The 22,566-nt window shown below is 71.6% G+C and carries 21 protein-coding genes and 1 pseudogene; 13 read left to right on the forward strand and 9 right to left on the reverse strand.

What is annotated here, in order from left to right:
• Positions 1-154 precede the first annotated feature (154 nt).
• On the forward strand, positions 155-2,359 hold the full coding sequence (locus BCL76_RS07045; protein WP_146228331.1) for a PIG-L family deacetylase: 2,205 nt from the start codon (positions 155-157) through the stop codon (positions 2,357-2,359).
• Between the two features lie 155 nt (positions 2,360-2,514).
• A complete protein-coding gene (locus BCL76_RS07050; protein WP_109778645.1) occupies positions 2,515-4,578 on the forward strand; it encodes a PIG-L family deacetylase in 2,064 nt (687 codons plus the stop codon).
• An 18-nt stretch (positions 4,579-4,596) separates the two neighbouring features.
• Here the strand turns inward: BCL76_RS07050 and BCL76_RS07055 are convergent, their stop codons facing one another.
• The 5 genes and pseudogenes from BCL76_RS07055 to BCL76_RS40475 form a co-directional block, all read right to left on the reverse strand.
• Positions 4,597-4,953 carry a hypothetical protein gene (locus BCL76_RS07055; protein ID WP_109778646.1) on the reverse strand — a complete coding sequence of 119 codons (357 nt, stop codon included), beginning with the start codon at positions 4,951-4,953 and terminating at the stop codon, positions 4,597-4,599.
• A complete protein-coding gene (locus BCL76_RS07060) occupies positions 4,950-5,891 on the reverse strand; it encodes a MerR family transcriptional regulator (RefSeq protein ID WP_109778647.1) in 942 nt (313 codons plus the stop codon). Before BCL76_RS07060 ends, BCL76_RS07055 begins: the two co-directional genes overlap by 4 nt.
• Positions 5,892-5,925: 34 nt before the next feature.
• Positions 5,926-6,591 (reverse strand): hypothetical protein, encoded by a 666-nt coding sequence (locus tag BCL76_RS07065; protein WP_109778891.1) that lies wholly within the window; start codon positions 6,589-6,591, stop codon positions 5,926-5,928.
• A gap of 131 nt (positions 6,592-6,722) precedes the next feature.
• Positions 6,723-7,469, reverse strand: coding sequence for a hypothetical protein (locus BCL76_RS07070; RefSeq protein ID WP_109778648.1), 747 nt, complete (start codon positions 7,467-7,469; stop codon positions 6,723-6,725).
• Between the two features lie 274 nt (positions 7,470-7,743).
• Positions 7,744-7,906: pseudogene (locus BCL76_RS40475) on the reverse strand (IS5/IS1182 family transposase); the annotation flags it as partial.
• A gap of 205 nt (positions 7,907-8,111) precedes the next feature.
• Here BCL76_RS40475 and BCL76_RS07075 point away from each other — a divergent pair.
• Together BCL76_RS07075 and BCL76_RS07080 are read left to right on the forward strand one after the other, a co-directional pair.
• The gene (locus tag BCL76_RS07075) at positions 8,112-8,576 is read left to right on the forward strand and encodes a hypothetical protein (protein ID WP_146228332.1); all 465 of its coding nucleotides are present in this window, start codon (positions 8,112-8,114) and stop codon (positions 8,574-8,576) included.
• Between the two features lie 408 nt (positions 8,577-8,984).
• Positions 8,985-9,179: a hypothetical protein gene (locus BCL76_RS07080; protein WP_375137889.1), complete on the forward strand. Its 195-nt coding sequence runs from the start codon at positions 8,985-8,987 to the stop codon at positions 9,177-9,179.
• Positions 9,180-9,254: 75 nt separating this feature from the next.
• Here the strand turns inward: BCL76_RS07080 and BCL76_RS07085 are convergent, their stop codons facing one another.
• Positions 9,255-10,616, reverse strand: coding sequence for a glutamine synthetase family protein (locus BCL76_RS07085; RefSeq protein WP_109778650.1), 1,362 nt, complete (start codon positions 10,614-10,616; stop codon positions 9,255-9,257).
• Positions 10,617-10,788: 172 nt separating this feature from the next.
• On the opposite strand from BCL76_RS07085, the gene BCL76_RS07090 reads away from it, so the two are divergent.
• The 4 genes from BCL76_RS07090 (at position 10,789) to BCL76_RS07105 (ending at position 13,213) form a co-directional block, all read left to right on the forward strand.
• The gene (locus tag BCL76_RS07090; RefSeq protein WP_109778651.1) at positions 10,789-11,172 is read left to right on the forward strand and encodes a hypothetical protein; all 384 of its coding nucleotides are present in this window, start codon (positions 10,789-10,791) and stop codon (positions 11,170-11,172) included.
• A 62-nt stretch (positions 11,173-11,234) separates the two neighbouring features.
• Positions 11,235-11,936, forward strand: coding sequence for a DUF3105 domain-containing protein (locus BCL76_RS07095; RefSeq protein ID WP_109778652.1), 702 nt, complete (start codon positions 11,235-11,237; stop codon positions 11,934-11,936).
• The gene (locus BCL76_RS07100) at positions 11,933-12,667 is read left to right on the forward strand and encodes a DUF305 domain-containing protein (protein WP_109778653.1); all 735 of its coding nucleotides are present in this window, start codon (positions 11,933-11,935) and stop codon (positions 12,665-12,667) included. The genes BCL76_RS07095 and BCL76_RS07100 overlap by 4 nt, the downstream gene beginning before the upstream one ends.
• Positions 12,668-12,793: 126 nt before the next feature.
• Entirely contained in the window at positions 12,794-13,213 is a 420-nt protein-coding gene (locus BCL76_RS07105; RefSeq protein WP_109778654.1) for a CBS domain-containing protein, read from the forward strand.
• Here BCL76_RS07105 and BCL76_RS07110 read toward each other — a convergent pair.
• Both BCL76_RS07110 and BCL76_RS39610 read right to left on the reverse strand, forming a co-directional pair.
• Positions 13,198-14,118, reverse strand: a complete 921-nt coding sequence (locus BCL76_RS07110; RefSeq protein ID WP_258309398.1) for an alpha/beta fold hydrolase — start codon at positions 14,116-14,118, stop codon at positions 13,198-13,200. The genes BCL76_RS07105 and BCL76_RS07110 overlap by 16 nt on opposite strands.
• Positions 14,115-14,816, reverse strand: a complete 702-nt coding sequence (locus BCL76_RS39610; protein ID WP_258309399.1) for a DUF998 domain-containing protein — start codon at positions 14,814-14,816, stop codon at positions 14,115-14,117. Before BCL76_RS39610 ends, BCL76_RS07110 begins: the two co-directional genes overlap by 4 nt.
• Positions 14,817-14,889: 73 nt before the next feature.
• On the opposite strand from BCL76_RS39610, the gene BCL76_RS07120 reads away from it, so the two are divergent.
• The 4 genes from BCL76_RS07120 (at position 14,890) to BCL76_RS07135 (ending at position 20,266) form a co-directional block, all read left to right on the forward strand.
• Positions 14,890-15,345, forward strand: a complete 456-nt coding sequence (locus BCL76_RS07120) for a hypothetical protein (RefSeq protein WP_146228334.1) — start codon at positions 14,890-14,892, stop codon at positions 15,343-15,345.
• Between the two features lie 93 nt (positions 15,346-15,438).
• Positions 15,439-17,151 carry a multicopper oxidase family protein gene (locus tag BCL76_RS07125; protein ID WP_375137890.1) on the forward strand — a complete coding sequence of 571 codons (1,713 nt, stop codon included), beginning with the start codon at positions 15,439-15,441 and terminating at the stop codon, positions 17,149-17,151.
• 139 nt (positions 17,152-17,290) lie between these two features.
• Positions 17,291-18,430 (forward strand): DUF4352 domain-containing protein, encoded by a 1,140-nt coding sequence (locus tag BCL76_RS07130; protein WP_109778659.1) that lies wholly within the window; start codon positions 17,291-17,293, stop codon positions 18,428-18,430.
• Between the two features lie 81 nt (positions 18,431-18,511).
• Positions 18,512-20,266, forward strand: coding sequence for an NAD+ synthase (locus tag BCL76_RS07135; RefSeq protein ID WP_109778660.1), 1,755 nt, complete (start codon positions 18,512-18,514; stop codon positions 20,264-20,266).
• A 68-nt stretch (positions 20,267-20,334) separates the two neighbouring features.
• Here BCL76_RS07135 and BCL76_RS07140 read toward each other — a convergent pair whose 3' ends face one another.
• Entirely contained in the window at positions 20,335-21,363 is a 1,029-nt protein-coding gene (locus BCL76_RS07140) for an endonuclease/exonuclease/phosphatase family protein (protein WP_109778661.1), read from the reverse strand.
• Between the two features lie 297 nt (positions 21,364-21,660).
• Between BCL76_RS07140 and panB the strand changes: the two genes are divergently transcribed.
• On the forward strand, positions 21,661-22,539 hold the full coding sequence (gene panB, locus BCL76_RS07145; protein ID WP_109778662.1) for a 3-methyl-2-oxobutanoate hydroxymethyltransferase: 879 nt from the start codon (positions 21,661-21,663) through the stop codon (positions 22,537-22,539).
• The last annotated feature ends 27 nt before the right edge of the window (positions 22,540-22,566 follow it).

A 22,566-nucleotide genomic window follows, 5' to 3' on the forward strand; every position in this document is an offset into this window, starting at 1 on the left:
GGCCGAGAAAGGGTCCCGGGGCACGGCCCGGGGCACGGCCGGGGACGGCACCCGGGGCACCGCCCCGGCGGCGGCCCGGGGCGCGGCCTCGGACGGTGCTCGGCCGCGGCGTCGGCGGCGTCGGGCCCGCCTCGTCAAGGTCGTCGCCTTCTGCGTGGTCACCGCCGTCGGCAGCCTGCTCGTCCTGCGGGGCAACGAACTCCTCGACCGCCTCGGCTCCTCCACCGCCCCCGACAAGGCGGCCGGCACCCCCACCCCCGCTCCCGAGCCGCCCGACCCCGGCCGGGTGCTCCAGGTCGTCGCGCACCCCGACGACGACCTGTACTTCATGAACCCCGACCTGCGGTACTCCATATCCGCCGGCAGCCCCGTCACCTCCGTCTACCTGACCTCCGGCGAAGCCGACGGCATCAACGCCGGCGCCGCCAAGGCGGCCACCACCAAGGCCGACAAGCCCGCCTACGCCGAGGCCCGCCAGAACGGCATACGCGCCGCCTACGCCAAGATGGCCACCGGCGACCGAGGCAGCCCCTGGACCCGCACCGTCGTCCCCACCAAGGGCGGCGGCCACGCCGAGGTCGACGTCCTCGTCGCCAAGCCCCAGGTCAACCTCGTCTGGTTGCAGCTCCGCGAGGCCGGCACCGTCTACGACAACGCCCCGGACAGCCTGCACGGCCTGTGGGACGGCAAGGTCGCCCGCCTGGACTCCATGCTCGCGTCCGGCACCCCGGTCCCGCAGAAGTTCTCGTACTCCAAGGACCAGGTCGTCCAGACCCTCGTCGGCATCCTGGAGCAGTACCGGCCGACCACCGTCCGCTCCCAGGACCCGACCCCCGGCCGGTATCCCGACACCAAGCGGTACACCGATCACCAGGACCACTTCTACGGCGCCCGGTTCGTACAGCTCGCCACCGCCGCGTACGCCAAGGACGTCACGGACCGCCCGCACTTCGCGGTGCAGAACTACGTCGGCTACATCAACGGCTCGCTCCCCAGCGCCCTGGACCCGGACGAGGCCAAGGAGAAGCTGGACATCCTGGGCACCTATGCCTGGCTCGACCGGCAGAACCACTGCAACAGCCCCGCCGGCTGCGGCGACCTCAAGATCTCCGACCAGCCGGGCGGCAACCGCTGGTCGGACTCCATCAACTACGCCCGCGGCACCAGCACCGACTGGCTGACCTCCGACACCGCGCAGGGGCTGTGGGCCTTCAAGACGCTCGACGGCCAGGTGGCCGTCTGGCACCGGCCCGGTCCCACCGGCCGCTGGAAGGGCCCGAACCTGCTCCCCGGCACCGGCATGGACCCGGGCGTGAGCACCGTGACCCTGGCGGACGGCCGGACAGCCGTCTTCGGTACCCGTACCTCCTTCGGTTCGAAGCCCACCGACTACAAGCGCGAGGTCGTCTACGTCGTGCAGAAGCAGCCGGGGGCCGAGGAGTTCACGGAGTGGCAGTCGCTCGGCACCCCCGAGACCGCGGACGAGACCTGGACCTCCGACATCAGCGCCCCGGCCGTATCGGTCGACGGCACCGGGCAGTTGGCGGCGTACGTCCGCGACGGCGCGTACAGCCTGCGCGGCCGGGTGCAGCGGGCGGACGGCAGCTGGGGGCCGTGGGAGAAGTACGGCGGCACCGACCTGCACGGCTCCCCGGCCACCGCGACCGACGGCGCCGGGCGGCGCATGGTGTTCTCCGCGACCTCCAAGTCGGTGGTGGGCTGGGTGCAGCCGCAGCCGGGTGCCCCGCTGGGGCAGGTCACGGCCACCGGGCTGCCGGACACCACGCTCCCGCTGACCGCGGACGGCCGCGAGGGCGGCGTACGGCTGTGGTTCCGCAAGCCCGGCTCGGGCAATGTCCGTACCGCCCTGATCACGGGTGAGGGCGGGCTGAAGGTGAGCCAGATGACCGACCTCGGCGGCCTCCAGGGCTTCGGCTCGGTGACGGCGAGCGGGCACCTGCTGGCGGGCCGCACGGCGGGCGGGCAACTGGGCTCGGAGGCCGGGTCGGGGCGGCCGTGGGAACGCTCCCCGCTGCTGTTCGTCGGCGCGCCGTCCTCCACGACGACCGGCAAGGCCCTGGTCAGCCTGGCGGTGGTGGGGCTCGACGCACGGCTGTACGTGACCTCCTCGGCCGACGTGCCGAACGCGCACCTGGCGCCGTGGCAGCCGGTGGGCCCGCGCAACGCGCCCCCGTCGCTCCCGTCGCCCGTCCCGCCCGTCCCGCCCTCGTCACCCGCATCCCCCGCGCACCCCGCATCCCCCGCATCCCCCACGCACCCTGCATCCCCCGCGCACCCCGCGTCGCCCCCCGCATCGCCTCAGGCCCCCGCATCGCCTCAGGCTCCCGCGGTCCGGTAGGCGGACGGGCGCCGTCCGTATCCCGTACCGGAATAGCCCCTGCCATCTGCGGATTCGGTGAACCAAGTCCGCAGATTTCCCCTCTCTCTGACTGTTCGACGCATTCACGCGTGCTTTCCATCGTCAGAGCGAGACCGAACCCGAGGCGTGACCCGATGCCTGTGACCCGTCGCCGCTTCGCGGCCCTGCTCACCGTGCTGACAGCCGGCGCCACCGGTGTGCTCTCCGTGGCCGGCCAACAGACCACGGCCGAAGCCACCCAGGAGAAGAACCCGGCCGCGGTCCGGCCCGCGAGCGTCACCTCCGGTTCGGTCCTCCAGATCGTCGCCCACCCCGACGACGACCTGTTCTTCATGAACCCGGACCTCAGCCGGTCACTGCTCTCCGGCACCCAGGTCACCACCACCTACCTCACCTCCGGTGAGTCCGACGGCCGCAACGAGGCCCACGGCGGCGCCGCCACCGACCCCGAACAGCCCGCCGACCGCGCCCACTACGCGGAGGCCCGGCAGAACGGCATCCGCTCCGCGTACGCCCAGATGGCCACCGGGGACCGCACCAGCGCTTGGAAGCGTACGGTCATACCCACCGAAGGGGGCGGGCACGCCGAACTCGACGTCCTCATAGCGAAGCCGCAGGTCAACCTGGTGTGGCTGATGCTGCGAGAGGCCCGCACCACCGGTGAGGACACCCCCGAGAGCCTGCGCGGCCTGTGGAACGGCCGGACGGCGGCTCTGGAGGCCCAGCTCACCTCCGGCACCCCGGTCAAGCAGCCGTTCACGTACACCAAGGACCAGCTGGTCCGGACGATATCCGGGGTCCTGGACCGCTACCGGCCGACGACGATACGTATGCAGGACCCGACGCCGAACCGCTACGGCGAGAACGGGACCGGCCGGTTCACCGACCACCAGGACCACATGTACGGCGCCCGCTTCGTGCAGGCCGCCACCGCCGCCTACGCCGACCAGGTCAGCAGGCGCCCGCACTTCACGGTCCAGAGCTACCTCGGCTACCACAACAGCACTCTCCCGCACGCGCTGGACCCGCAGACCGCCGAGACCAAGACCGGCTTCCTGAGGACCTACGCCTGGCAGGACCGCCAGGACTACTGCGGCAGCCCGTCGGGCTGCGGCGACCGGAAGGTCGCGGGCAATCCGACCGGCCGCAACTGGGCCCAGTCGCTGCGCTACACCCGCGCCGAGACCACCTCCTGGCTGACGGAGGGCACACCCGGCCGGCTGTGGGCCTTCGCCACGCTGGACGGTCGGACCGCGTACTGGACGCGCAACGCCGGCGGCGAGTGGGCGGGCCCGATGTTCCTCCCGGGCACGGGCATCGACCCGGGCGCCACCGCCGCCCGCCTCCCCGGCGGCCGCGTCGCCGTCCTCGCCACCCGCACCACCCTCGGCTCCACGCCCGCGGAGTACCGGCGCGAGGTCGTGTACGCCGTCCAGTCCGCGCCCGACGGCCCGTTCGGCCCGTGGCAGTCGCTCGGCACCCCGGAACGCACCGACGACGAGGGCACCTCGGCGATCAGCGCCCCGGCGGTGGCCGTGGACGCGCGGGGCGGCCTGACCGTCTACCTCCGCGACTCGCGCCGCACCCTGCGCGCGACCACCCAGCAGCCGGACGGCGGATTCTCCCCGTGGGAGCGGCTCGGCGGCGAGGACCTGCAGAGCGACCCGGTGACGGCGCTCGACGCGGCGGGGCGGCGGCACGTGTACGCGACCACCACCACCTCCGTCCTGGCCTGGACCCAGCGCACCCCGGACACCCCCTTGCTCGGCCCCGCGCCGACGGGCCTGCCCGCCACCACGGTCCCCCTCACGGCGGCACCGGAAGGTGCGGGCGTACGCCTCTTCTTCCGCCGCCCCGACTCGGGGGTCGTCCGCACCGCCCTGGTCACGGCCGGCCCCTCGGTCCGGCCCCAGGTGTCCAGCGTCACGGAGGCGGGCGGCCGGGCCGGTTACGGCGCGGTCGGCGCCGCGGGCCGCCTCATGGTGGGGCGCGCGGACAGCGGCACCGTCAGCACCACGGGCCTCGGCGGCCCCCCGGCGTGGGAGGAATCCCGCATGCTCTTCGCGGGCGCCCCGTCGGCCGTACTGGAACCGTCCGGCACCATCACGACGGCGGTCCTGGGCCTGGACGCCGAACTCCACACGACGTCGACCCCCATCACCCCCAACCGCCCCGCCTGGCACCGGGCGGTCCACTGACGGCGGGCCCGATCGGAGTCAGCGAGTGGCCCAGGGGACGCGACAGACATGCCGCCCCGCCCCCTCCGGGCAAAGCCCCTCGATCACCGCGGCACGAACGGCCCGCCAGGTCCGCAAGGAGCAGTCCAGGTCGACCCGCAGCTCGACCGGCTCCCGCCCGCCTCTCCCCTCGCCGGGATGCTCGATGTCCCACTGATCCACGAGGTGCTCGTACATCTCGGCGGCCGGCATCCCGCTCCCGGGAAGGGTCCGCAGGACGCTCATCTCCATGATCCGGGCGCTTCGCGAGCCCACGGCGTCCGCGACGAGCCCCCGGACCCAGGCCAGCCCCGGCTCGTCCGCGTACAGGCCGAACCTCAACACGCGCGTCCTCATCGCATCGCACCCGGGGCGAGGACGGTGGTGAACCAGGGGTGTACGGGGGCGAGCGCCGGCGCGGCGGGCCACCCGTTGACGGCGGCGAGCAGCAGCCAGTACCGCTCGGCGAGCGGGTCGGCGGTCGCCTGCAGGCGGGCGAGGAGCCAGCGCCGCACACCGCCTTCGTCGGCACGCTCGAACGCGTGGGCGTAGAGGCTGCCGAGCGAGCCGGCGAGCGAGGCACCCCCGGCCGGAGCCGGTACGAGCCCGACGGACACGGCCTCGTCGATCCGCTCCCGCATCGCCCGGTCGAGCGCCTCCTGCAGAGCGCCGACGTCCTGCTGGTCGGGCTCGACCGCCTGGACCTCGGCGGTACGGCGGATCACGGCGCGGAAGTCCTCGTCCTGGCAGAGCCCGGCGAGTTCCACCCAGGCCTCGACCTGCTCGGGCGTCGGATCGTCGGGCAACTCGGGCACGACGGACCGCAGCAGATCCGCGAACTCCACCTTCTCTCCGCCCATTTCGAAAACCGTATCCACGAAGTCGGATACCAGAAGGCGCTGTTCGTGCCGGGAGAGCGTGGCGAGTCGATGCATGAGGTCCATTTCCATGGTGGTGGGGCCGCGGCGTCCGGCGACCGCGCGAAGCACGGCCCGGCGCAGGCGGAGGGTCCGTATCTGGACGTCCAGGGCGTCGGCGTGCGCTGCCGCGACCTCCGGTACGGAGGCCTCCCGGTCCAGCACCTTGCGTACGGTCTCCAGGTCGAGCCCGAGATCGCGCAGGGTGCGGGCCAGGTCGAGGCGGGCGAGCGCGTCGGGCCCGTAGAGCCGGTAGCCCGCGGGGCTCCGCTCGGTGGGCGGGACGATGCCCTTGTCGGAGTAGAACCGGACGGTCTTCACGGTCAGACCGGTCCGCCGGGCCAACTCCCCGATCGAATACAACACCTTGCCGTCCATGACCCCCAGCCTGCCGTCTCCCCCCACGGGAGACTCAACCCAGAAGCCTGGCCGTCTTTTGAGGGTCGTCGGCCGCGACCGCTGCCACGATCCGCCGAACCTGTTCCGCGGCGGGCACATAGCGCGCCACCGGAACGTCCTGCACATAGACGCTCCCGGGCACCGGTGCCGCCCCCCGAGGGGTGAAGTGCACCTCCACCCGTGCGGGCCGACGCCCGCGCTGCGGCAGGACGAGGTACACGCGCCACCCCCACCGCTCGAAGCAGTCGGACTCGGCGAGCGCCAGGGTCAGCAGCCGGGCGACGCCGTCCACGGGCTCCTCCCAGCTGTCGTCCGCCACGGCCCGCGCCAGCTCGGCGTCGTACCGGGCGGCGTCGAAGTGGAAGTCGCCGGGAACGGGGACCCGGACGTCCTCGGTGTTCTCCCAGCCCGTCCACTCCACCCGATCAGCCCGGCGTCGGATGGTGACGAAGATGCCCCCACAACAGTCGGTGACGCAGTCGTTGTTGCTCAGCTCGACCCTGCGCGGCTCGTCCGAGGCGGTCAACGGCCACTCCTCGGCCGGCCCGAACCACTCTCCCCGCGTACAGCTCGACACCCCATCGGGATGGATCTCCGCCAGCACGTCCCGCCCGTCGATCAACACCCGCAGCTCGCCCCACGGGCTCATGACGGCATCAGGATGCGGCGGGACGAACATGACACGAAAGTCACTGACGGACGAAAGAATCTCCACCCGGCCCATGCTCCCCCACCCCCGAAGGCACGAGAACCGAATACTTTCGGGAGGGCGGCCGAGGGTGGTCCGCCGGTGAGCCGTGTGCGTATCGGTCAGAAGGGGGCTTCGAGATCGCCTCGGCCGTCGCTGTGCGGCCCCCGGTCCCAGAGCCCCTCCTGGACAGGCTCAGAATCGGGGACGTCGTGGCCCCATGCTTCGAGTGCCTTCCGGGCAACACGCCGGTTCGGGTCGTCGCCGCCGGCGTCCAGGAGGGCGCGCGCGTGCACGGCGAGGTCATCGCGGTGCTCGGCGAGCACGGGGTGCTCGGCGAGGACGAGCGCGGCGACAACGGCGGCTTCACGCACGTCCTCGTGGCTGTCTCGGAGGAAGGGCACGGCGGCCCGATAAAGCATCGGCCGCAGGTCCCTGAAGGCCGCCACGATGCTGCCGGGGGTGAGGAAGCCAGGGAAGTACTGCTCCGTGCGGCCCACGATCTCGTCGGAGGCGTCGTAGGCCGTGTAAGCCAACCAGTTCAACAGCGTCGCGCGGATGGGGACGTCGCGATAGGGCCGGAGGGTCATAGCCGCCGGGTGGGTGAGGATGCCCGCGACATACATGGCGACGGGGGCGGTGGCCTCGTAGAGGGTGTTCTGGTGGCCGACCAGTTCACCCAGCTCCGACAAAGCGGAGACCTGAACCTTGGCATCGGGCTCCAACAGCCTTGCCAGGACCCCGGGAAGGTCCTCACCGCTCCCGAAAGCCGTCTGGAGCGAACGCCAATCGGTCTCCGCCAGGACTACCTGGTAGGGCGGCAAGTCACGCTCGTGGGGCGCCCCGGCATGGGGAAGGCTGTGATTCACAGGCCGAACCTAGACCGCGTGGGCGCGCGTCGGCGCAGCGCGGGCGGAGCGGGCCGAGGGCAGGAGCGACGCCCGAAGCGGCGCCGACCCCCTCCGGCCCGCACAGGTCCCACGGGGTCCGCAACGCGTGTCGACGCACCGGCGACCCCGGCTTCACTACAACGACATGCGCGGCTGGGTTGTCCTGACCACGAGTGAGATGGCCGCACTGCTGACGTGGCTCGACAGGTCAGCACGGAGACTCCCCTGGCCATCCGGGTCGCCAACAGCGCCGTCAGGCAGGCGCCTCTACAAAGAGTTCTGCTTTGCGTTCGTAGCGCGGAGGCGGCGGCGGCAGCCGGCAAGCTAGGCCGTTCGATGGTCCAGCGGTAGCGGCCCAGTCACTGCGAGGATTCGATGGCCTTGCGGGCTATTCGGTGCGTGATGCCGCGTCCGCGTAACCAGTTCCGCAGGTGGGCATATGCATATCCATTGTCCGCGCGACGTTTTCCTGGCTTGCACTGGCGGCGGGAACGGATGGGCGGTATCCCACGGACGAGAGGTTCGAGGTAGCCACGACCATGAGGAACCTCCTTCAACGTCGGGATGCGGATTGGTCCGCAACGGTGTACAACAGGAGTTGGGGGATGAGTGGGTGATCATATGGCTGATCAAAGCAGCCCTCCCGCCCAGCCACCGGACCGGCAGAATCACTCCACGTTCACCGCACTGAAGTCCGGTATCGACAACGTGCTTTGGGTGATCGCTACAGCAGGAACGATTGCTGGGTTCGTAAACTCTGCCGGGGGCGTTGTGGGATTCCTGATGCAGGTCGCTGCTTTTACCTGCGCCTGCCTCCTCGGGCTCCTTCCGGCGATCCTGACACTGGGAGGGATCGTCTGGATATTTGATTCGGGATTCAACCGTGACATCTCGGACAGAGCCCTTTGTGTTCTGCTAGGCAGTCTAATAGTGCTTGCCGGATGGCTCATATACCGACAGGGATCCACGAATTATGAAGACTTGAACACGACGGGGAAGGTCTTCATGTCCGCAATCGGTTTGGGGACGCTAGTAGCGCCGCCGTTGATGTTGATCTACTACAAGCACAGCACCCCGATGAGCTAGCGGTGTTTCAGGACCGGTCGGGTTCCGGAGCTGAGGCAGTGGAGAAGCGAGTCGCGCACTCACCCGGTGAGCGGGGGCCGAAAGTCCGGTATGACGGGCAGGTGTCGGGGCCACCTAGCAGACGAGTGACGTAATTGAGCTCTTGCGAGAGGCAGAACGTCCGCACCCGGACGCCGTGAATCTCACGGACGAAGCAATCTGCGAGTGTTGCGGGTGGCCGTGAAGCCTAGGCGGCTGTTCGCCGATACGACGCCACTCCTGGCGCTCGTCGACGGTCCAGAACCCGTGATCCATGACTACGTCACGGCCGGCCGCGAGGGCAGTGCGCAGCTCAACGGCGATCTCTTCGAGAATGGGCCCTCCCTGACCTAGTACTCCCCCTGGGGAAGTCCCGCCCGCAGTGCCCGTGTGCGCGCCAGCTACGCCTCGGTGCTGCTGGACGCCGGCGAGAACGTGAAGGCGCTGAGCACGTACCTGGGGCACGGCGACCCCGGCTTCACGCTCCGGGTCTACACGCACCTGATGCCGAGCAGCGAGGGGCGAACCCGGAAGGCCGTGGACGGGATGTACGAGGCCTCGGGTTCCACGGCCCAGGGGGAATGAGACAGCTTCGGGCCGGTGGTCGTCGACCACCGGCCCGGAGTGTTGTGCGTGGCCCGCAGGGGCTCTGACCTGCCCTTACAGGACCGGGAGGTTCTTGCGGAGTTCGAAGGCCGTTACCTCCGAGCGGTACTCCTCCCACTCCTGCTTCTTGTTGCGCAGGAAGAAGTCGAAGACGTGCTCGCCCAGGGTTTCGGCGACCAGTTCGCTGCGTTCCATCAGGGAGATGGCCTCGCCGAGGTTCTGCGGGAGGGGTTCGATGCCCATCGCGCGGCGTTCGGCGTCGGAGAGGGCCCAGACGTCGTCGTCGGCGCCCGCCGGGAGTTCGTAGCCCTCCTCGATGCCCTTGAGGCCGGCCGCCAGGAGGACGGCGTACGTGAGGTACGGGTTGGCGCCCGAGTCGATCGAGCGGACCTCGACGCGCGAGGAGCCCGTCTTGCCCGGCTTGTACATCGGGACGCGGATCAGGGCCGAGCGGTTGTTGTGGCCCCAGCAGATGTACGAGGGGGCCTCGCCGCCCGCGCCCGCGCTGCGGGAGGAGCCGCCCCAGATGCGCTTGTAGGAGTTGACCCACTGGTTGGTGACCGCCGCCGTCTCCGCCGCGTGGCGCAGCAGGCCCGCGATGAAGGAGCGGCCGACCTTGGAGAGCTGGTACTCGGCGCCCGACTCGTAGAAGGCGTTGCGGTCGCCCTCGAAGAGGGAGAGGTGGGTGTGCATGCCCGAGCCGGGGTACTCCGAGAACGGCTTCGGCATGAAGGTGGCCTGGACGCCCTGCTCCAGCGCCACCTGCTTCATCACCAGACGGAACGTCATGACGTTGTCCGCGGTGGAGAGCGCGTCGGCGTAGCGGAGGTCGATCTCCTGCTGGCCCGGGGCGCCCTCGTGGTGGCTGAACTCCACCGAGATGCCCATCGATTCGAGCATGGTGATCGCCTGGCGGCGGAAGTCCATGCCCACGTTCTGCGGGGTGTGGTCGAAGTAGCCGGAGTTGTCGGCCGGGACCGGGCGGGTGCCGTCCAGCGGCTTGTCCTTCAGCAGGAAGAACTCGATCTCCGGGTGGGTGTAGAAGGTGAAGCCCAGGTCGGAGGTCTTGGCCAGGATGCGCTTGAGGACGTAGCGCGGGTCCGCGAAGGACGGCGAGCCGTCCGGCATCAGGATGTCGCAGAACATCCGGGCGGTCCCGGGGGCCTCCGCGCGCCACGGCAGTATCTGGAATGTGCTCGGGTCCGGCTTGGCGATCATGTCGGACTCGTAGACCCGGGCGAAGCCCTCGATCGCGGAGCCGTCGAACCCGATGCCCTCGTCGAAGGCCTGCTCCAGCTCCGCCGGCGCGACCGCGACGGACTTGAGGAAGCCCAGTACGTCGGTGAACCACAGGCGCACGAAGCGGATGTCGCGCTCCTCAAGCGTCCGGAGGACGAATTCCTGCTGCTTGTCCATGCCTTCATCCTCGCAGTTCAGACGGCCTGTGCACCACCGCCTCGACAGTGGGGGCACAGTCGGGCGCGCCCAGTATCGCCAGTCGTGGTTTCCGCCACATTACGCACCCGGTAAAGGTCGCGGCACCCCCGCACTGACCTGGGAGCCGTCATGAGCATTACCATCTGCGCCCATGGGGGGTCGGCAGCACACGCGGCCGGGGCGTCACGGACGTCCCGGGCTTCGGCGTGACGTCCTGCTGATCGTCTTCGGGGTGCTGGCCGGCGCGGTGCTGCTGTGCGCGCGCTCGGGCGAGTCGCACGTCGCGTCGCCGGGCGCGGAGGTACGGGCGGGGGCGCCGGCGCACGCCGTCTGCGTGTCTCCGTACGACCTGCCCGGCTGCTCGCCGCTGCGGCGCGTCACTCCGGGTGTGCTGCCGGTGCCGCCACCCGCCGTGACCGGCCCCATGGGTGCGCCCACGCCCGCCGCGATCGTCTCCGGGGCGTCGCGGATCCCGCTGTACGGGGCTCCGCCGCGCGCCCCTGACCTGTATGCCCTCCAGGTGCTGCGGACCTGAGCGGTCCGGTTCGTTTCGGTTTCGCGTTCATCCACCCCCCTCAGCAGAAGGAACCAGGGCACATGGCCAGCAAGTCCGGCAGGACCAACCAGCACACCGACCCGAATTCACGCCAGGCGCGCATAGCCGAGATGCGCCGCACCGAGCAGATCCGGGAGCGGCGCAACAAGGCCATCGCGATCACGGCCGCGTCGGCCGTCGTGGTCGGCCTCGTCGGCTTCGGCGCCTGGGTGCTGATCGACCAGAAGCAGGCAGAGCAGCGCAAGGAGGCGGCCGCGGCGAAGACCCGCAAGGAGGCCGAGGAGATCCGCAAGCAGCCGGTCGAGGGCGAGCAGCTCTGGGACGTGAAGAAGCTCGGCCGCAATCACGTCGAGACCCCCGTGAAGTACGAGATGAACCCGCCGGTCGGCGGTGACCACCACCCCCGCTGGATGAACTGCAACGGTGACGTCTACAAGAACCCGGTGCCGGAGGTGAACGCCGTGCACTCGCTGGAGCACGGCGCGGTCTGGGTGACGTACAACGAGAAGGCCGCCAAGGCCGACGTGGACAAGCTCGCCGCGACCGTCGGCAAGACCCCGTACACGCTGATGAGCCCGATCAAGGAGCAGACCGGCTCGATCATGCTCAGCGCGTGGGGCAAGCAGCTGACGGTGGACAGCGCGGACGACCCGCGGGTGTCGACGTTCTTCACGAAGTACGTGCAGGGCGAGCAGACCCCGGAGCCGGGCGCGGCCTGCACGAGCGGGCTGGCCGGCAAGTGAGCCGCCCGACCGGCGCCGACCGCCCCGTCCCCCGTACGTACTGGGTCGCGGGCACGGCCGTCCTGCTGGCCCTGCTGTTCGCGGCGGCCGCCACGGTGGCCGCGGCGAACGGCGGCGGCGCCGCCGACTCCGGTCCGTCGGCCGGTACGGCGGCGCCCCGCACCCCGGGGCTCCGGTCCGCGGACGCGGGCTTCGCCCGGGACATGGCGGTGCACCACCAGCAGGCGGTGGAGATGTCCTTCATCGTCCGCGACCGCACCCAGGACGAGGCGGTACGCACCCTCGCCTACGACATCGCCAACACCCAGGCCAACCAGCGGGGCATGCTGCTCGGCTGGCTGGACCTGTGGGGGCTGCCGAAGGTGGTGGCCGACGAGCCGCCGATGTCCTGGATGGGGGCCTCGGGCGGCCACGGCGGCCACGCGGGACACGGCACCGACGCGGGCGCGAGCACCGGTGGCGCAGGGTCCGGCGCGCTGATGCCCGGCATGGCCACCAAGGAGGAACTGGACCGGTTGGGTGCCGTCTCCGGCCGGGACGCGGAGGTCCTCTTCCTCCAGCTGATGACCGACCACCACAAGGGCGGCGTCGCGATGGCCGAGGGCTGTGCGCAGCAGTGCGAGACCCCGGTCGAGCGGGCGCTGGCGCAGGGCATGGTCGACGCGCAGCGCTCGGAGCTCACCTTGATGGAGGACATGCTGCGGCAGCGCGGAGCCGCGCCGCGCGGGTGACGGGACACGCCCGTACCGTGGTGAGAGGCGCCCTCTCACCCGTACGCGCGTGTGCTCCGCCGGTGGGGACGCCGCACCGGACGTGACCGCGCCCGGTGTCGGACGGCGTGCTCAGGAGGTTCAGCGATGACCACCGCCGCAGACATCATGCACCCCGGGGCCCAGTGGATTTCCGCCACCGAGACCCTCGACCGGGCCGCCCAGCTGATGGCCCGGCTCAATGTGGGCGCCCTGCCCATCAGTGACGCCGAGGAGCGGCTGTGCGGCATCATCACCGACCGCGACATCGTCGTGAACTGTGTGGCCAAGGGCCACGACCCGGCCAAGGTCACCTGTGGTGACCTGGCCCAGGGCACCCCGCGCTGGATCGACGCGAGCGCGGACGTCGGTGACGTGCTGGACGAGATGCAGAGCCACCAGATCCGCCGGCTGCCGGTGATCCGTGACAAGAGGCTGGTGGGCATGATCAGTGAGGCCGACCTCGCCGTGCACCTCACCGACCCCCAGATGGCCACCTTCGTGGAGAAGGTCTACGCCCGGCTCTGATCGGGACGGACGACCTCCTGCCCGGCCGTCGCCAGGACCGTCCGCGCCACCTGGCCCGGGCGGTCCAGCATGACCAGGTGTCCGGCGGGTTCGGCGACCTCGAAGCGGGCGCCGAGCAGGTCGGCGAGGTCCGCCTGCCGGGACAGCCAACGCAGGGCCGAGCGGCCGGCCGAGCCGTCGTGGCCGGCGAGGACGGTGGTGGGGGCGGTGAGCGGGTGGGTCCCGCGCAGGGCCGACAGCTCGGCGGCCATGTCCAGGTAGCGGGAGTTCTCCAGCAGGGTGCCCCGGCAGACCCGGCCGGTGCGGTAGCAGCGGCGTACGAGGTCCCGTGGGGCCGGGTCGGAGCCGCCGGTGCGGGAGGCCCGTACGGTGGCGCGCCGGGCCGCCGGGCCCAGCGCGGCCGGTAGTCCGACGGCGGTCACGGCCCGGCCGAGGGCGCGGGCGGCGGCGGTACGCACTGCGGCGGGCAGGACCGTACGCGGGGACTCCTCGACGCTGCCGTCGACCAGGACCAGCGCGGCGGTGCGCTCGGGGTACAGGCGGGCGAAGGCCTCGGCATGGAACCCGGCGATGGAGTGCCCGACGACGGTGACGGGGCCGGCGGCGCGGACGCCGAGGTCCAGCGCGTCGAGCAGCCCGGCGATCCGGTGGGCCTCCCCGGCGGTGGTGGGCGGCTCGGTGGCCGGGCCGCTGAGACCGTGTCCGGGGCGGTCGAAGCGGACGACGGTGCGGCCCGCGGCGACGAGCGGCGCGACGACCGGGTCCCAGTCGAACCAGGCCATGGCGAGGCCTGCGCTGAGGACGCAGACGGGTCCGCGGCCTTCGACGACGACGTGCAGCGGAACCCCGTCCGCCCCACCGCCATCGGCGGAGCCGACGCGGACGAACCGACCGGTGACACTCACGTACGGCCTTCCTTGTGGACGGAATAGGCGAGCAGGCCCAACCAGAGGGCGACGAGGAGCACCTGGAGCCGCTGACCGGCGCCGAGGGCCCAGGTACCGCGCCCCGCGGTGAACAGGGCTATCGCGGACAGCGTCCAGACGGTGGCGAGCAGTTCGAGGGCGACGAGGGCGGGACCGTAGCGGGCGAGCGGGGCGAACCAGCCGTAGCGGCGGGCGGCGACCGTGAGGGCCACCAGGCCTACGAGGGCCCCGGTCATGGCGAGGCTGCTGCTGACGGCGTGGGCCTGGTGGGTGGCGGGGACCAGTCCGGCGGTCTCCCGGGCGGCGCATTCGGGGTCCACGGTGGGGGTGCAGCTCAGCGGCAACCAGGCGTCGGCGGCGGTGGCCGCGCCGAAGAGGGTCACCCCGGCCCAGCCGATGACCGCCCAGGAGCGGCGGGACTCCGCGTACTTCAGCAACCGGACCAGGGCCAGGAGACCACCGGAGAAGGCGAGCAGCCCGGCGGTGAAGTCGGTGGCCCGGAAGAGGCCGCCGAGCGGCTGGTCCTGGGCGGCGAGCTCGCTGACGTACGTCTCGATGGGGTTGAGGCCCGTGGAGAGGACGACTTCCAGCACCCACGCGGTGTAGGCCGCCGCGGCGAGACCGATCAGGGTGGCGACCGGCCAAGCGGTCCGCGGCGAAAGCCCATGTGTGGACATAGTGTGACTAATCCTAAGCAGACGCGGGGGTCGGTCCTGCGATCGGATACCCACCCCCGGTAGGGTTCCCGTCATGACGCGCAGTGCTCAGCGAGCCGCCCCGGGATCCCGGTTGCTGCTGCTCGCCGCGCTGCTGCTGGGCATCGTCACCATGCACACCTTGGGCCATCCGACTGAGTCCCACGCCGTGCAAGACGTGTCCCCGGCCCACTCCGTTGCCTCGGCGGAGCAGCCGGCTCCGGCCGTGCACGGTGGCACTCGCCACACCGCGGCGGTGGCCACGGGCGTGCCCTCCCCCGCGGTCCCCGTGTGGGGGTACGAGATGCCCGCGACCGAGATGGACCCCTCGTCGGTCTGTCTCGCCGTGCTCGCGGGGCTCGTCGTGCTGCTCATCGGCACCGGCCGGACCGGATCCCGACGCGCCGCGCCGCTCGGGGGCGCGGCCCGCATACCGGGCCGGTCCGGCGGAGGCCCGGACCCGCCCACGCCCCGCGAGCTCCTCACCAGGCTGGCGGTCCTGCGGGTATAGGCCGGTGCCGCCGCCCCCGCATGCCCGCGCATGCCCGGGGCGGCGCCCCTCCGTGCCCATGTACCCGTGACACCACACCCCTGAGGTGCTCCCATGCGCTCTCTTCCCATGCGCTCCCTTCCGCTGCGCGCTCTTCCGCCGCGCGCTCTTCCGCCGCGCGCCCTTCCTCTTCCCACCCGTCGCACCGTGCTCGGAGCGGCCGCGGCCGTCGTCGGCACCGGGCTGCTCACCGCCTGCTCCGGATCGGCCGGGTCCTCCGGGGCCTCCGGCGGATCGGGTGGCTCCGGGGCCGCCGGCCACGGCTCGATGAACCACGGCGGCGCCGCCACCGGCGTGCCCGAGGGGTACGTCGACCCGGCCGGGCCCGAGGTGCGGGCCGCCGAGGCCGCCCGCAAGGCCACCGGCCCCCTCACCGAGGTCAAGGTGACCGCCACCGCCACCCCGCTCGACCTGGGCGCCGGCATCACCGTCCGGTCCTGGGCGTACGGGGACAAGCTGCCGGGCCAGGAGATCCGGGCCACCGCGGGCGGCACGCTCGCCCTCACCCTGGCCAACAACCTCCCCGAGGCCACCTCCATGCACTGGCACGGCCTCGCGCTGCGCAACGACATGGACGGGGTCCCGGGACTGACCCAGCGGGACATCGCCCCGGGCGGGTCCTTCCCTTACAGGTTCGCCGTCCCGACCCCGGGCACGTACTGGTTCCACCCGCACACCGGCGTCCAGCAGGACCGCGGCCTGTACGGCGCGCTCGTCGTCGAGGACCCCAAGGAGCCCCTCTCCTACGACAAGGAGTGGGTGGTGGTCCTGGACGACTGGATCGACGGGGTGGACGGCGCCACCCCCGACGCCGTCCTCGCCGAGCTCCGCAAGGGCATGAACGGCAACGGCGGAGCCCACGCGGCCCACGGCCCGAACGCCTCCGGTTCCGGCTCCGGCTCCCCCTCCGCCTCCCCCGGCGGCGGCAAGAAGCGCTCGAACGTCGCCATGGGCGGCCACAGCGACTACCTCGGTGGGGACGCGGGCGACGTGGTCTACGCGCACTACCTGATCAACGGGCGGGTGGCGGACGACCCATCGGTCCTCACCGCGAAGCCCGGCGACCGGATCCGACTGCGCATCATCAACGCCGGCGGGGACACCGCCTTCCGTATCGCCCTCGGCGACCACGAACTGACGGTCACCCACACCGACGGCTACCCGGTGGAGCAGACGACGACGGGCTCGCTGCTGCTGGGCATGGGCGAGCGGTACGACGTCCTGGTCACCGCCAAGGACGGGGTGTTCCCCCTCACCGCGCTGGCCGAAGGCAAGGAGGGCTCGGCGCTCGCGGTGCTGCGCACCGGGTCGGGGACGGCGCCCACGGCCGCGACCCGGCCGGCCGAACTGGACGGGCCGCCGCTGATGGCGGACGCGCTCAAGGCCGCCGAACCCGTCGCGCTCGCCCCGCGCGACCCGGACCGTACGGTGCAGATCCGGCTCACCGGCAACATGAACGCCTACAACTGGGCCTTCGACGGCAAGCCGTACACCCCCGACCAGCGGCACCCGGTGAAGGCGGGCGAACGGGTCCGGCTCGTGTTCGCCAACAACACGCCCATGTGGCACCCGGTCCACCTGCACGGGCACACCTTCGCACTGGCCGATCAGGAGGGCGGGGCGCGCAAGGACACCGCGATCCTCCTGCCGGGGCGCAGGCTGACGGTGGACTTCGACGCGGACAACCCCGGGTTGTGGATGACGCACTGTCACAACGTCTACCACTCGGAGTCCGGGATGATGACGGTGCTCGGCTACCAGCTGTAGGGCAGCAGCTCCAAGGCACGCCCGCCCGCCCGGCCCTGACCCGGGGCCGGGCGGGCGGGATTCGGGGTGGGCCCGGGGTACGCGCATGGCACTCTTGCGGAGATCAGGACTGCCGCGACAAGAGGACGACCCCGCCGGTATGAGCACCCCGCCGAACCCGCCCAGCACTCCCGTCGGTCCGCCGACCGAACCGGCGGGCACCCCGATACCGGAGACACCGGAGACACCGGACATACCCGAGACGGACTCGGTACCGGCACCCGCGCAGCCGCTCTCGCCGGAGAAGACCCCGGCCGCACCCCGGGCCCCCGAGGCCGCCGCCCCGCAGCCGGCTCCGACCCCGTCGGGGTTCGCCCCGCTCACACCCGCGGCGCCCACCCCCGACCCCGCGCCCGCGCCTGCGCCCGCGGGCTTCAGCGCACCCGCCGCACCCGGCACCCCGTGGGGCGGGCCCACCCCCGGCCACCCCGGAGCCCCGTACCCCGGCCGGCCCGGATACCCGCACGTCGCCCCGACCGGCAACGGCCTGGCCGTCGCCTCCCTCATCACCGGCGGCTTCGGCATCCTCCTCGGTGTCGTCCCGTTCCTCTTCTGGGCCGGCACCCTGATCGCCGCCGTCGGCCTGGGCCTCGGGATCGGGGGCGTCGTTCGCGCCAACAAGGGCGCCCCGAACAAGTCGGTGGCCGTCGTCGGCACCGTTCTCTCCGTGCTCGGTCTGTTCGCCTCGGTCGGCGGCCTCTTCCTCACCTTCCTGGTCGTCGACTCGGCCGACAGTCGCCTCGACCGGCAGGTCGAGGCGGACCTGAGGCAGAACGAGCGCCACCCCGGCAGTGCACCCTCCGCACCCTCCCCGACCAGGCCCGCGGCGCCCACCCAGGTTCCCGGCCTGACCAGCGCGCTGCCGTTCGGCGAGAGCTTCACCTACCCGAACGGCGTCACGGTGAGCCTCTCGGCCCCGACGAAGTACGAGCCGAAGAACGCGTACGACCGCAAGAACGTCAAGAACGCGGTCCAGATCACCGTCACCGTCACCAACCACTCGACCGCCCCGTTCGAGGTGAGGTACGTCCACCCCGATGTCCGTGACGAACGGGGCGTGCTCGCCGATCCGGTCTACGGCTTCGGCATGCCCAAGACGATCACGGGCGCCCTGATGCCGGGTGAGACCGCGAGCGGGGTCGACGCGTTCGAGCTCCCCAAGGGCACCGAGAACATCACCGCGGAGATCTCCCCCGGGATCCTGCTCGACAAGGTGAAGTACGCGGGCGCCATCGACTGACGCAACGCCACCACACTGAAACCAGGCGGGAAACAGGCCGGGCCAAGGACATCGCGTCAGAAAGACGATTACACTGGATCCGTGCCTCAACTTCGACTCGCTCTGAATCAGATCGACTCGCACGTCGGCGACATCGCCGCCAACGCCGACTCGGTCGTCCACTGGACCCGGCACTCCGCCGAGCAGGGCGCCCACCTGGTGGCCTTCCCGGAGATGATGCTGACCGGGTACCCCGTCGAGGACCTCGCCCTGCGCGGCTCCTTCGTGGAGGCCTCCCGTACCGCGCTGCGCGAGCTCGCCCGGCGGCTGGCGGCCGAGGGCCTCGGCGAGCTGCCGGTCGTCGTCGGCTACCTGGACCGCACCGAGCGGGCCGTACCCCGCCTGGGCCGCCCGGCCGGATCCCCGGAGAACGCGGCCGCCGTGCTGCACCGCGGGCAGGTCGTCCTGCGCTTCGCCAAGCACCACCTCCCCAACTACGGCGTGTTCGACGAGTTCCGGTACTTCGTGCCGGGCGACACGCAGCCGGTGATCCGGGTGGGCGGGGTCGACGTGGCGCTGGCCATCTGCGAGGACCTGTGGCAGGAGGGCGGCCGGGTCCCGGCCACCCGCTCCGCCGGGGCCGGGCTGCTGATCTCCGTGAACGCGTCCCCGTACGAGCGCGACAAGGACGACTCCCGCCTCGAACTGGTCCAGAAGCGGGCCCAGGAGGCCGGCTGCACCCTCGCCTACCTGGCGATGATCGGCGGCCAGGACGAGCTGGTCTTCGACGGCGACTCGATCGTCGTCGACGCCGACGGGCAGGTCATCGCCCGCGCCCCGCAGTTCTCCGAAGGCTGTGTCCTGGTCGACCTCGACCTGCCGGCCGCCCGCGCCGACGCGCCCGAGGGCGTGGTGGACGACGGACTGCGCATCGAGCGCGTGATCCTCTCCGAGGAGCCCGTGGAGGCGTACGAGCCGGTGGTCACCGGCGGGTACGCCGACCGGCTCGACGACGACGAGGAGATCTACGACGCGCTGGTCGTGGGACTGCGCGCCTACGTCAGGAAGAACGGGTTCCGCTCCGTCCTGATCGGGCTCTCCGGCGGCATCGACTCCGCGCTCGTCGCCGCCCTCGCCTGCGACGCGATCGGCGCGCAGAACGTGTACGGCGTCTCGATGCCCTCGAAGTACTCCTCGGACCACTCCCGGAGCGACGCGGCCGACCTGGCCGCGCGCACCGGACTGAACTTCCGGACCGTCTCCATCGAGCCGATGTTCGACGCCTACATGGGCTCGCTGGGCCTGACCGGCCTGGCCGAGGAGAACCTCCAGTCCCGGCTGCGCGGCACGATGCTGATGGCCCTGTCCAACCAGGAGGGCCACATCGTGCTGGCCCCCGGCAACAAGTCGGAGCTGGCCGTCGGCTACTCCACCCTGTACGGCGACTCGGTGGGCGCGTACGGCCCGATCAAGGACGTCTACAAGTCGGTCGTCTTCCGGCTCGCGGAGTACCGCAACCGGGCCGCCGCCGAGCGCGGCGAGACCCCGCCGATCCCGGAGAACTCGATCGTGAAGCCGCCGAGCGCCGAGCTGCGCCCGGGCCAGGTGGACACGGACTCGCTGCCGGACTACCCGGTGCTGGACGCGGTCCTGGCCATGTACGTGGACCGCGACCAGGGCCTGGACGAGATCGTGGCGGCCGGCTTCGACCCGGAGCTGGTGGCCAGGACCCTGCGGATGGTGGACACGGCGGAGTACAAGCGCCGCCAGTACCCGCCGGGCACGAAGATCTCCGCGAAGGGCTTCGGCAAGGACCGCCGGCTGCCGATCACGAACGGCTGGCGCGAGCAGGCGTAGGCAGGGACGGCGAAGGCCCCGGCCGCTCTCCGAGGAGAGCGACCGGGGCCTTCGCGCCGCCGCGTCCGTCAGGGCTTCACGGTCACCCGGGCGGCGACGGGAAGGTGGTCGCTGCCGGTGCGGGGCAGGGTCCAGGAGGCTTCCGGCTTCATCCCGCGGACCATGATCTGGTCGATCCGGGCCATCGGGAACTGCGCCGGCCAGCTGAAACCGAAGCCGTCGCCCGCCGCGCCCTGGGTCGAGCGCATCTGCGAGGTGACCTCGGACAGGGCGCGGTCGTTCATGGTTCCGTTGAGGTCGCCGAGCAGGATGACCTGCTTCAGCGGTTCGGCGGCGAGCGCGGCACCCAGCGCGTCGGCGCTGTCGTCGCGCTGGTTGGCGGTGAAGCCGGCGTTCAGCTTGACCCGGACGGAGGGAAGGTGGGCGACGAAGGCGGCGACCGGCCCCTGGGGGGTGGTGACGGTGGCGCGCATGGCTCGGGTCCAGCCCATCCGGATGTCGACGGGCGCGCTCGCGGTGAGCGGGTACTTGCTCCACAGGCCGACGGTGCCCTCGACGGAGTGGTACTTGTACGTGGCCGCGAGGGCCTTCTCGTAGACGGGGACGGCGCTGCCCTTGAGCTCGGTCAGGGCCAGCACGTCGGCCCCGGAGCGGGCCACCGACCCGGCGGTGCCGTGCGGGTCGGGGTTGTCGGCGTCGACGTTGTGGGTGGCCACCACCAGGTTGCCGCCGGAGCCGGACTTGTCGGTGACCAGGCCGCCGAAGAGGTTCGCCCAGACGGCGGCCGTCAGCAGTATCGCGAGGAACGCGGTCGCGGACCTGCGGTAGAAGGCCCCGACGACCAGGAGCGGGACGGCCAGGCCCAGCCAGGGCAGGAAGGTCTCGGTGAGGCTTCCCAGGTTGCCCACCTGGTTGGGCAGGTCCGCGTGGACGATCATGATGAGCGAGAGCAGCGCGGCGATCCCGGCGAGGACCCAGCCGCGCCGCCAGATCCCCGGGTCCTTGCGCAGTGCGGTCAGCCGGCGCCGGAGGTGGGTTCCGGAGGGCTCGGGCTCCGAGCCACCGTTCCCCGACTCCGTCATGTACGCCTGTGCCATCCCACTGCCCTCACTGCCGTGCTCGCGCTCCGTCCCCGCCCCTTGACCCTAGGCGATGAACCGGAGCCTTCCGTGCCGTACGTCACGACCGTCGGTCACGGTCGTGTGTCCGGAAGGACGAACGGCCGTACGCAGGGGGTTCCGCTTGTCACGAAACGCGCACATTGGATCTCGTGGATCGCGTGGTCAGGCTCGCAGCACGGACCACTTCCGCCTTTGCCCGCGTGGATGTCACCATGGGGGGTGAGTCCGGGGACGTCGTAAGGGCGCCTCGAGATGACACAAGGAGCAGTTGCAATGACGCATGCCGTTTCGCCTGCCCGCGAGCCCGCAGCAGCATCTCCGTCGGACGCACCCACCCTGTACGGAGGCACGCGCACCCGGCGGATCACCGTCCGCGACCTGACCCTCGCCAAGGAACGCGGCGAGAAGTGGCCCATGCTCACCGCCTACGACGCGATGACCGCGTCCGTCTTCGACGAGGCCGGTATCCCGGTCGTCCTCGTCGGTGACTCCATGGGCAATTGCCACCTCGGCTACGACTCCACCGTCCCGGTGACGATGGACCAGATGACCATGCTCTCGGCGGCCGTCGTACGCGGCACGAGCCGTGCGCTGGTCATCGGCGACATGCCGTTCGGCTCGTACCAGGAAGGCGCCGTGCAGGCCCTGCGCAGCGCCACCCGTCTCGTCAAGGAGGCCGGGGTCGGCGCGGTGAAGCTGGAGGGCGGCGAGCGCTCGCTGGCCCAGACCGAGCTGATCGTGCAGTCCGGCATCCCCGTGATGTCCCACCTGGGCCTGACCCCGCAGTCCGTGAACGCCATGGGCTACCGGGTGCAGGGCCGCGGCGACGAGGCCGCGCACCAGCTGCTGCGCGACGCGAAGGCGGCGCAGGACGCGGGCGCGTTCGCGGTGGTGCTGGAGCTCGTCCCGGCCGAGCTGGCGGCCGAGGTCACCCGGTCCCTGCACATCCCGACGGTCGGCATCGGCGCGGGCGCCGAGTGCGACGCGCAGGTGCTGGTGTGGACCGACATGATGGGCCTGACCGGCGGGAAGATGCCGAAGTTCGTCAAGCAGTACGCGCAGCTGCGCGAGACCATGACCGGCGCGGCGCGGGCCTTCGCCGAGGACGTGGTCGGCGGAACGTTCCCGCAGGCGGAGCACGCCTTCCACTGATCGCGCGCGACCGCTACGACAGCCCGC

It is taken from the genome of Streptomyces sp. CG 926 (assembly GCF_003148825.1).
In the GTDB taxonomy this organism is placed as follows: Bacteria; Actinomycetota; Actinomycetes; order Streptomycetales; family Streptomycetaceae; genus Streptomyces.

What these genes read in the sequence shown, in the direction of transcription:
- BCL76_RS07050 (WP_109778645.1), top strand. Translation starts at nt 2,515, where the DNA reads ATGCCTGTGACCCGTCGCCGCTTCGCGGCCCTGCTCACCGTGCTGACA.
- BCL76_RS07055 (WP_109778646.1), bottom strand. Translation starts at nt 4,953, where the DNA reads ATGAGGACGCGCGTGTTGAGGTTCGGCCTGTACGCGGACGAGCCGGGG.
- BCL76_RS07060 (WP_109778647.1), bottom strand. Translation starts at nt 5,891, where the DNA reads ATGGACGGCAAGGTGTTGTATTCGATCGGGGAGTTGGCCCGGCGGACC.
- BCL76_RS07065 (WP_109778891.1), bottom strand. Translation starts at nt 6,591, where the DNA reads ATGTTCGTCCCGCCGCATCCTGATGCCGTCATGAGCCCGTGGGGCGAG.
- BCL76_RS07075 (WP_146228332.1), top strand. Translation starts at nt 8,112, where the DNA reads ATGGCTGATCAAAGCAGCCCTCCCGCCCAGCCACCGGACCGGCAGAAT.
- BCL76_RS07085 (WP_109778650.1), bottom strand. Translation starts at nt 10,616, where the DNA reads ATGGACAAGCAGCAGGAATTCGTCCTCCGGACGCTTGAGGAGCGCGAC.
- BCL76_RS07090 (WP_109778651.1), top strand. Translation starts at nt 10,789, where the DNA reads ATGGGGGGTCGGCAGCACACGCGGCCGGGGCGTCACGGACGTCCCGGG.
- BCL76_RS07095 (WP_109778652.1), top strand. Translation starts at nt 11,235, where the DNA reads ATGGCCAGCAAGTCCGGCAGGACCAACCAGCACACCGACCCGAATTCA.
- BCL76_RS07105 (WP_109778654.1), top strand. Translation starts at nt 12,794, where the DNA reads ATGACCACCGCCGCAGACATCATGCACCCCGGGGCCCAGTGGATTTCC.
- BCL76_RS39610 (WP_258309399.1), bottom strand. Translation starts at nt 14,816, where the DNA reads ATGTCCACACATGGGCTTTCGCCGCGGACCGCTTGGCCGGTCGCCACC.
- BCL76_RS07120 (WP_146228334.1), top strand. Translation starts at nt 14,890, where the DNA reads ATGACGCGCAGTGCTCAGCGAGCCGCCCCGGGATCCCGGTTGCTGCTG.
- BCL76_RS07125 (WP_375137890.1), top strand. Translation starts at nt 15,439, where the DNA reads ATGCGCTCTCTTCCCATGCGCTCCCTTCCGCTGCGCGCTCTTCCGCCG.
- BCL76_RS07130 (WP_109778659.1), top strand. Translation starts at nt 17,291, where the DNA reads ATGAGCACCCCGCCGAACCCGCCCAGCACTCCCGTCGGTCCGCCGACC.
- BCL76_RS07140 (WP_109778661.1), bottom strand. Translation starts at nt 21,363, where the DNA reads ATGGCACAGGCGTACATGACGGAGTCGGGGAACGGTGGCTCGGAGCCC.
- panB (WP_109778662.1), top strand. Translation starts at nt 21,661, where the DNA reads ATGACGCATGCCGTTTCGCCTGCCCGCGAGCCCGCAGCAGCATCTCCG.